This window comes from uncultured Anaerococcus sp., from assembly GCF_963510575.1.
Lineage (GTDB): Bacteria > Bacillota > Clostridia > Tissierellales > Peptoniphilaceae > Anaerococcus.
This window is the reverse complement of sequence record NZ_CAUPFR010000070.1, coordinates 1-9563: the sequence shown is the minus strand read 5'-3', so window position 1 is coordinate 9563 and position 9563 is coordinate 1. Positions and strand designations below refer to the sequence as shown.

At 37.1% G+C, this 9563-nt stretch carries 9 protein-coding genes; all 9 read left to right on the top strand.

Features of this window, described 5'->3' with window-relative positions:
* The first annotated feature begins 93 nt into the window (after positions 1-93).
* The 9 genes from RQ907_RS06080 to ldhH all read left to right on the top strand — a co-directional run bounded on the left by RQ907_RS06080 (position 94) and on the right by ldhH (position 9394).
* Complete coding sequence (locus tag RQ907_RS06080) at positions 94-1041, top strand: nucleotide sugar dehydrogenase (RefSeq protein WP_311492487.1); 948 nt, start codon at positions 94-96, stop codon at positions 1039-1041.
* Complete coding sequence (locus tag RQ907_RS06075) at positions 1042-1719, top strand: hydrolase (RefSeq protein WP_311492486.1); 678 nt, start codon at positions 1042-1044, stop codon at positions 1717-1719.
* Positions 1719-2645 (top strand): P1 family peptidase, encoded by a 927-nt coding sequence (locus RQ907_RS06070; protein WP_311492485.1) that lies wholly within the window; start codon positions 1719-1721, stop codon positions 2643-2645. The genes RQ907_RS06075 and RQ907_RS06070 overlap by 1 nt, the downstream gene beginning before the upstream one ends.
* Before the next feature lie 533 nt (positions 2646-3178).
* On the top strand, positions 3179-3526 hold the full coding sequence (locus tag RQ907_RS06065; protein WP_311492484.1) for a CidA/LrgA family protein: 348 nt from the start codon (positions 3179-3181) through the stop codon (positions 3524-3526).
* A 1-nt stretch (position 3527) separates the two neighbouring features.
* A complete protein-coding gene (locus RQ907_RS06060) occupies positions 3528-4268 on the top strand; it encodes an LrgB family protein (RefSeq protein WP_311492483.1) in 741 nt (246 codons plus the stop codon).
* Positions 4269-4290: 22 nt separating this feature from the next.
* Positions 4291-5460, top strand: coding sequence for a TRC40/GET3/ArsA family transport-energizing ATPase (locus tag RQ907_RS06055; protein WP_311492482.1), 1170 nt, complete (start codon positions 4291-4293; stop codon positions 5458-5460).
* A gap of 11 nt (positions 5461-5471) precedes the next feature.
* Positions 5472-6635 (top strand): TRC40/GET3/ArsA family transport-energizing ATPase, encoded by a 1164-nt coding sequence (locus RQ907_RS06050; protein WP_311492481.1) that lies wholly within the window; start codon positions 5472-5474, stop codon positions 6633-6635.
* Between the two features lie 38 nt (positions 6636-6673).
* Complete coding sequence (locus RQ907_RS06045) at positions 6674-7210, top strand: lactate utilization protein C (protein ID WP_231549530.1); 537 nt, start codon at positions 6674-6676, stop codon at positions 7208-7210.
* 24 nt (positions 7211-7234) lie between these two features.
* Positions 7235-9394: an L-lactate dehydrogenase (quinone) large subunit LdhH gene (ldhH, locus tag RQ907_RS06040; RefSeq protein ID WP_311492480.1), complete on the top strand. Its 2160-nt coding sequence runs from the start codon at positions 7235-7237 to the stop codon at positions 9392-9394.
* Positions 9395-9563 lie beyond the last annotated feature (169 nt).

Here is a 9563-nt window from a genome sequence, read left to right as displayed (position 1 = left end):
AAAAAATCACCTTTACGGGACTATTCCAAAATTTATTATTTGGCACGTAGGGATTTGGCCTTTGCCGCAAAAACAAAGGCCGTTTAGGACTTAATGGACGCTGCCCTTGTCATTCTCGCCCTTCCAACCAACTACGATGAGGTAGAGGGGTTTTTTGACACATCATTTTTGGACGATGCCATAAAAATGATTAAGGATAGGAGAAAAGACCTGCCAATCCTCATTAAATCAACTATTCCAATTGGCTATACTGAGGGGAAAAATAGGGAATTTGCCTGCGATAATATAATTTTCTCCCCAGAATTTCTAAGAGAGGGCAGGGCCCTTTATGATTCCCTAAATCCTTCTAGGATAATTGTGTCAGATAAGTCTCAAATCGGGGAAAAAATCGCTGACCTTTATAAAAAGGAAGCCTTAAATGATCCAGATGTGATTTTGATGGGTAGGTCTGAGGCTGAGGCAGTAAAGCTTTTTGCCAATACCTACCTTGCCATGAGAGTAGCATTTTTCAACGAACTTGACAATTTCGCCCTAGGAAAGGGTCTTGATTCTAAGTCCATAATACAGGGCGTTTCTGCCGACCCAAGGATAGGAAACCACTACAACAACCCATCTTTTGGCTACGGTGGCTATTGTTTGCCAAAAGATTCTAAGCAATTATATGCCAACTTCGAAAATATTCCGTCAGCCCTTTTCAAATCAATCATTGATTCAAATGAAGTGAGAAAAGACTTTGTTTCAGAGGATATACTGGCTAAAAATCCGAAAACTATCGGGGTTTACAGGTTGGTTATGAAAAAGGGTTCGGATAATTTTAGGAAGTCTGCCATCTTTGATGTAATAAATAATCTCAAAGCAAAGGGAGCAAATATTGTAATTTACGAACCAAACCTAGATGGCGATGACTTTGAGGGTATGAAATTAATTCGAGATTTAGAAGACTTTAAGAAAGCTGATTTGATAATAGCAAACAGGGTCGAAGACGACCTAAAAGATGTAAAAAATAAGCTTTACACCAGAGATTTATTTGAGAGGGATTAGATGACAGAAAAGAAAAATGTGCCTCAAGTTCATTCCAAGCTCAGAAAATCATTCATTTCTGTGCCGGAAGAAATTTACAAGGCAAGCGGTATAAAAATTTTTGATAAGAGGATAAAATCCTTGCTTTTCACTACCGACCTTGCCATAATTAGAAATTCAAATGCTGATTCAATCATGGCAGTTTACCCATACACACCCCTAAATTCCATCACTGAGGCTATTATTTCCATAGCTTCAGTACCATGTTTTATTGGAGTTGGTGGTGGGACTACCCAAGGGCCTAGGGCGAGGTTTGTCGCCTATTATGCAGAGCTTGCAGGTGCCTATGGGGTTGTGGTAAATGGGCCAATTCCCCACGAAGACATTAGGGAGATTTCAAGGTTTGTTGACATTCCGGTCATAGCTACCGTTTCATCTTTGAAGGATGATTATAGGGAGAAAATCAAGGCGGGAGCTGAGATTTTAAATGTTTCTGGTGGCAAATATACAGCTGATCTTGTAGCCCACATTAGGGCAGATATTGGGGGAGATTTCCCAATAATTGCTACTGGTGGCAAGGACGGTAAATCTATCTTGGAAACTATTCAGGCAGGAGCCAACGCTATTTCCTACACTCCACCATCTTCGTCTGATGTTTTCGGATCTATGATGGATACTTACAGAAATGAGGATATCTAATGTATAGTGGATATTTTACTGATGTTGGCAATATAAAAGTGGGCCACGCCCAGGATTTTGAAGGCGGAACAGGCCTTACTCTCATCCTCCCAGACCCGGGCAACACTGCAGGAGTAGACGTGAGGGGAGGGGCGCCGGGCACTCGTGAGACCGACCTTTTAAACCCCCTAAACCAAGTTTCTGAAGTTTCCTCTATCATTTTATCTGGTGGGTCTGCCTACGGACTTGAAGCAGCAAGCCATCTTATGAAAATCCTCGAAAAAGAGGGGATAGGCTTTGATGTGGGAGTTGCGGTTGTGCCAATCATTTCCCAGGCAGTCTTATTTGACCTCGCTTACAAAAATCCCAAGGCAAGGCCAGATGAAAAGATGACCCAAAAAGCCTTTGATTCTGCGACCTACACTGATAAAAATATGGGAATCGTGGGTGCAGGCACAGGGGCGACTGTTGGTAAGGCCTTGGGCCATGATTCCTTGATGAAATCGGGTTTGGGCCAGGCTTCTATAAAAAAAGGTGATTTGGTAGTCTCAGCCATTGTTGCCGTAAATGCCTTTGGAGATATTTTTGACTATCACAAGGGAATCCAAATCGCAGGGCCAACCAAGGACGGGAAAATGCTTAAGACTATGGATTTTATTGACCAAATCCTTGGCTCATTTGCTGATATAAAGCCATCTAACACTACAATTGGGGCTGTCGCTACCAATGGAACTTTTACAAAAACTGAGCTTACAAAGATTGCCGGCATGGCCCACGATGGCTATGCTAGGTCCATCAACCCAGTCCACACCCTCTTTGACGGTGATACAATTTTTGCCCTAGCGACAAATAAAATTGAGGCAAATATAAACCTAGTTGGAGCACTTGCCGCAGAAGCCATGTCCATGGCCATTGCCAATGCTATTTACAGCCTACGCGAAAATTAGAAGACAGAAGACTAGTCATCTAGTCTTTTTTTCTTGGAAAATTTTTGAAAATTAGTTCTTATTTTTATTTCTTTTGACCTTTCATATAAAATTTTTGCTAAGTTTTGACGAGGGCCAGCAAGGATTTTTTTTGAAAAAATTTTTTTATTTTATAAATTTTTTTCTCCCTAGGATAGGCCAGAAAATTTGAAAGTATTTGGAGTCTTTTAAAAAAACACGTTTTTCTGACTAAATTCCCTAAATTATAGCGTTTTACTAGGAATATCAAAAAACCTTTTCATAAATCAAAAATTATGATATAATGAAAAAAATGATGAGTCAACAGATTATAAGTTTTTCTAAGTAAAACAAAATGATAATTTAATCTCTACATATAAATTTTGTTTTACTCTAAAATCTTATTTTTTGTATTCATCATTTATAGGTTCAAGTTATATTAAATATAAGGCAAAGGGGTGGTTAGGATGTAGGCTTAGTATTTAAAAGGTAAAAGATGATACTGGACTTTATTTATAAAAAAATTAGGAGATTTTATGAAATATTTAAAAGAATTTTGTTATATACTTTTTTTCTTATTGTTGGGTTTTATTGCTAAGAAACTAACAGGCCTACCAATTCCAGAACCAGTTTTTGGTATGATTTTCTTATTTATAGCCCTTTGCTGCAAGTTTTTAAAGGTAGACGATATTGGGCAAACATCCGATTTTCTAACATCTATCCTTGCTTTCACCTTCACACCACTTGGAGTTGCCTTAATGGTACAATTTGATGTGATCAAGGATAATGCTGTAAAGATTCTTATAGTAATGACCATTTCTTGCATAATAACCATGGCTGTTACAGCGAAAGTTGTTGAATTAGTACAAAAAGTGAGGAAATAAAATGAGTGATTTTTTAAATACATACCTAGCAGATAATGATTTTTTCGGGATTATCCTAAGTATAGTTATGTTTAGGATAGGAATGGTAATCAACAAAAAGACTAAGATTGCCTTTCTAAACCCACTTCTACTTGCTATTGTTTTCTGTATAGCTTTCCTAAAATTAACTGGAATTTCTTATGAAAACTTCAACAAGGGTGGCAAGTACATTTCCTTTTTGATTGCCCCAATTACTGTTGCCCTAGTAGTTAGTCTTTATAGAAATATTGAAAAACTAAAGGCTAACCTCATTCCAATCCTAATCGGCGTTTTAGTTGGTTCCTTTGTGGCTATCCTTTCAGCCTATCTTTTATCAAAAACTTTTGGCTTTGAAAGAGATTTGACTATTTCTATGATGCCACAATCAGTTACTACACCTATTGCCAAGTCTTTGACAGAAGAATATGTAGCTAAGTTTGGTGCTGACGAAGTAACTATCAAAACTTATGCGGCTATCACAGCTATTACCGTTATCCTAAGGGGAACTGTAGGTGCCATTGTTGCTCCAACTGTTATGAAGGTTATGAGAGTAAAAGACCCTGTTGCCCAAGGTATTGGTATTGGTACATCTAGCCACGCTATGGGTACATCTAAAGCTATCGAAATGGGTGAAGTTGAAGGAGCTATGAGTGGTCTATCTATAGCAGTAGCTGGTATTTGCACTGTTATCTTGATGCCATTATTTATAATTTTATTTTTCTAATATTTAATAGGTTTAATATTAGATGACTAAAAAAATTTTTATGTACACAGGAAAGGGTGGGGTTGGCAAGTCAACTCTTGCCAGCTCTACAGCCCTTCTTTCCGCCAAGAAAAATATAGAAACTATCTTGATCAGTATTGATTCGGCCCATAGTTTATCTGATATTTTTTCTTTAAAAATAGGAAATACCTTAAGAAAGGTCAGAGATAGTCTAACTGCAATTGAATTTGATAGTTCAAAGATTTTAGAAGAAGAATTTCCAAGTATAAAGGCAAGCCTAGCTAACGAGTTTAGGAAGGTTGATTTTTCAAAAATCTCCTACAATTCTAGCTATGATATGCCCTTTGTGGTGAATATCCTTTCCCTGCTTAAAATCCTTGATATATATGAAAATTACGACTTTGAAAATATAGTTGTGGATTGTCCTGCTTCGGCATCTACCTTTGCCTACCTAAAAATCCCTGAGATGCTTACTTGGTATCTGGAAAAATTTTTTGGGGTAGGAAAGGGAATTATTAGGACTTTAAGACCTATTTCTAAGTATAAGTATCAGATTAACTTGCCAGACAAGGAGGCCTTGGATAAGTTAGAAATCACTTATCAAAGGTTAAAAAAGTTGGAAAATCTTTTGAAAGATAAGACTATTTCCACAATTAGGTTGGTTGGGCTGGCTGAAAAGATGGTTATAGAGGAAAGCAAGAGGGATTTTGCCTACCTAAGTCTTTTTGATTACAATGTGGATGGGTATTTTGTAAATAGGTTGTTTGCGGATGAAAACGTAGATTTTATCAAAAAACGCATCCAAATCCAAAATAAGAGACTTGAGGAGATAGAAGCTTGCTTTTATAACCTCCCGATTTATAAGATTGGACTAGAGGCTAAGGACTTAAAAAGTCTTAAAGATTTAGAAGACTTTGCCGATAGACTTGATTTTAAGGATTCGCTCTTACATATAAAGGCTTTTGAAGAAGGCTATTACTACGAAAAGATGGCAAATGGTTATATTTTAACAATGAATATAGGCGAAGTAGATGATGTAGAAGTTTATAAAAAAGGCTCTGACATAAATATCAGGCTTAAGGATATAAAAAGGATAGTAAGCCTGCCAAATGTTTGTGTAAATTCTGAAATTTCCAAGTATTTTATCCAGGATGATAAACTTTTAATCTACTTAGAAAATCAGGACCAATAGGAGCTAGCTCTATGAGAATTATTATAAACACTGGCAAGGGAGGTGTAGGTAAGACTACAATTTCCGCCCTTACAGCTATAAATATTTCAAAAAGACACAAGACCTTGGTTATTAGTAGCGATCTAGCCCACAGTTTGAGCGATGTTTTAGATATAAAATTGGATGATATGCCCCGACAAGTTTGCGAAAATTTGTATGCTCTCGAAATAAATGCAATCAAGGAGAGCAAGAAGGCTTGGGGCAACCTAAATGCTTACATAAGAAACTTGGTAAAAGAAAATGCCATGGAAGATATCCAGTTAGATGAATTGTTGTTATTGCCCGGTTTAGATGATGTGTTTTCTCTTTTAAAAATTTTGGAAATCTATATGAGCGGGGACTTTGAAGTCCTAGTTGTAGATTGTGGACCAAGCGGGGAAACCATTTCCCTCCTATCGACAGGAGAAAAATTCAACAATTTGGCAGATTCTTTAGTACCGGTGGTTAAGAGATTTAACAGACTTTTCGGTAGTTTTATTGAAAAGAAAACAGAAGTTAAAAAACCAAAAGACATAGTTTTTGATGAATTTATAAGTTTATCAAAAAAATTATATGAATTAGAAAAAATCTTGCAAGACCCTAGCCAAACTACAATCAGGTTTGTAACTAAGGCTAATAAGGTTGTGGCAAATGAAACTTTTAGATCATCTAGCCTTACAAATATGTACGGTTTTTTAACTGATTGTGTTTTTATAAATATGATTTATCCACAGGCCATGAGAAATTCATCTTATGATAAGTTGTTAGATGAAGAGGCGGCTAATATAAGGGCTATAGATGACTTTTTTGAGGATGAAAAAGTCGTGAAATTGAGCCTAAAAGATTATGAGGTTATTGGCTTAGGGGCCTTAAATAAACTTCATGATGAATATTTTGCGGACCAATATCTTGAAGATATTTTCCTAGATAAAAAGTCCTTTGAATTGATAGAAGAAAAGGCGAGCAAGGTTATACTTATAAACCTTGATTATGCGAAAGGAGATGAGGTTAAGGTAGAAAAGATAGGTGAGGATTTAGAAATATCTTACCTAAATTTCAAGAGAAGATTTAAGTTGCCAGATACGGTATCTTCAAGGAAGGTAAGTTCCTATTCCTTAGAAGATAAGAAATTAAGAATTGTGTTGGATTATGATTAAATATGAAAATGAGAGGTCATAAATATATGGAAGGAAAAATGGAATTATTTGATACTTTCGCCCAAAACCTTGAAAGTGTCAACGGCACTTGCTATAAGGTTAGTAAAAATGATTTAGCTGAGACAGTAGCTAAAATTTATAAGGACAATGCAATTGCTTCTACTTGTATGCTTGAAACAGACTTAGCTAAGGAAATAGGCTTAAGCGATTGCCTAAAAGCTAATGGTATCACAGTACATACAGACCATATTAGGTTAAATAGCGAAACCGATAAGGGTGGGATTACAGAAGTTCAATATGGTATAGCAGAGCTTGGTTCAGTAATCCAAGCCAGTGATAATGTAGATACAAGACTTATGGCGATTATGCCTGATTATTACATTGGAATAGTCAAGGGGTCAACAATTGTAAAAACATATGATGATATGTTTGATGTCCTAGCAGAATTAAAACCTTTTCCTAAATATGTGGGATTTATTACAGGTCCTTCAAGGACAGCAGATATTGAATGTGTTGGTACTGTGGGCGTTCACGGTCCTTTACAGATGAGTATTATTATTGTAACAGACTTATAATCTGAAGCTAATAAGGAGATAAAAATGGTTGATACTATAAGTTTAAAAGATGAGATAAAGGATGCGCTCGATAACGCGACTTTAGGCAGGACCCTTGGTAATTTTTGTAAAACCTATCCACAAAGAAGGTTGAATTCTTACAAGGGTGTTGATTTCGAACAAACCCAACAAGCTATTAAAAAAGTAAAATCTTATGCAGCTGACCATGTTGATGAAATGATAGCTGAATTTAAGAAAAATTGCGAAGCCAGAGGTGGCCATGTAATCGTAGTTAAAAGCAAGGAAGAAGCAGCTGAATGGGTTAAAAACTTCATCAAAGAAAAAGACATAAAAACAGCTGTTAAATCAAAATCAATGTGTTCTGAAGAAATCCATTTTAATAAGATTCTCAAGGACAATGGGGTAGAGTGCCAAGAAACTGACTTAGGTGAATTTATTATTTCCCTAGAAGAAAATACTCCAGTACATATGGTAATGCCTGCTCTTCACTTAAATAAGGAGCAGGTAGCAGACTTATTCTCAGACTACACAAAGACAGAACACGCACCAGTTATTTCTGAAGAAGTTAGGACAGCAAGAAAGGTTATGAGGGATAAATTTACCCATGCAGACCTAGGCGTATCTGGTGCTAACGTTGCTGTTGCTGAAACTGGTACAGTTTTCACAATGACCAATGAAGGTAATGGTAGGATGGTAGGTACCTTGCCAAAAGACCACCTCTACATATTTGGTATAGAAAAATTCGTAAAATCTATCTCAGATGCTAGGTGGATCTTCAAGGCTCTTCCACGTAATGGTACTGCTCAAAGAATTACATCTTACCTATCTCTATACACTGGCGCTTGCGAAGTTGTCACAGATAAGGAAAATGATACCAAAGAAGATAAGGGATTTTATTGCCTAATCCTAGATGACCCAGGCAGGAGAGAAATTCTCGCAGAAGAAGAATACAGACAAATCTTTAACTGCATTAGGTGTGGTGCTTGTCTAGATGTTTGTCCAGCCTTTGCCTTAGTTGGTGGCCACGTTTACGGATCAAATGTTTATACAGGTGGTATTGGTACCCTCCTAACCCACTTCTTAATTGATGAAAATAGGGCAAGCGAAATCGAAAGTGTCTGCCTCCAATGTGGTAGGTGTAATGAGGTTTGTGGTGGTGGTCTACCAATAGCCCAAATGATTATGGGCATTAGGGAAGAAAATGTAAAGAAAAACCCAAACCCAGTTAAGAAATTTGCTCTAGATGCAGTTACAGATAGGAAACTTTTCCATTCTCTATTAAGGATTGCATCTATTGCCCAAGAGCCATTTACTAAGGGTGGCACCATGATTAGACACCTTCCTGACTTTGCATCAGGCTTGACAGGTGGCAAGGTTCTTCCATCAATTGCTAAGGTTCCATTAAGGGATATCTTCGATGAAATCGACCAAAAAGTTGAAAACCAAAAGGGTACAGTTGCCCTATTTGCAGGATGTCTCTTAGACTTTGTTTATGTAGATACAGCTAAATCCTTGATTAAAAACATGAACTCAATTGGTTATAAGGTTGAATTCCCAATGGGTCAAGCTTGCTGTGGTTGTCCTGCTAGCAACATGGGTGATATAGAAAATGCAACCAAGGAAGCTGAGATTAATATAAAGGCTATGGATGCTGAAAAATACGATTACATCCTCCTTGCTTGTCCATCATGTACCCACCAACTCCAATCTTACAAGGATTTCTTTGAGGAAGGAACAGAGATGCACAAGAGGGCTGTGGAATTAGGTAGCAAGTGCGTTGACTTCTGCAAGCTCTTCCACGAAAAAGATACTCACGAAAACCATGGCGATGGCAAAAATGTAAAGGTAACCTACCATGATTCTTGCCACTTAAAGAGAACTTTGGGTGTATTTGAAGAACCAAGAGACCTTCTAAAAGCGACTGAAGGTGTAGAATTTGTTGAAATGGAAGATAGCGACAACTGCTGTGGTTTCGCCGGATCTTACAATGTATTGTATCCAGATATTTCATCAAAAATCTTAAAGAATAAAATCGAAAATATTAAAAAGTCTGGAGCAGATGTTGTGGCTGTAGATTGTCCTGGTTGTATGATGCAAATCAGAGGTGGTCTAGAGGCTGAAGGCCTTGATATCAAGGTTAAACATACTTCAGAAATCATATCTGAAAAGAGAGGACTCATCTAAAAATGAATGTGAAAATAAGTGGTGTTTTGACTAGGGAAAAGTTAATAGATGACATGGTTTTTGAGGTCCACGAAGAGATAAAAAATATCTTAGCCGACTACAAGTCCAGCGAAAATCTTTGCGACATTATCAAAGACGCCTTGACTTCAAGTGGGAAGATGCTTAGGAC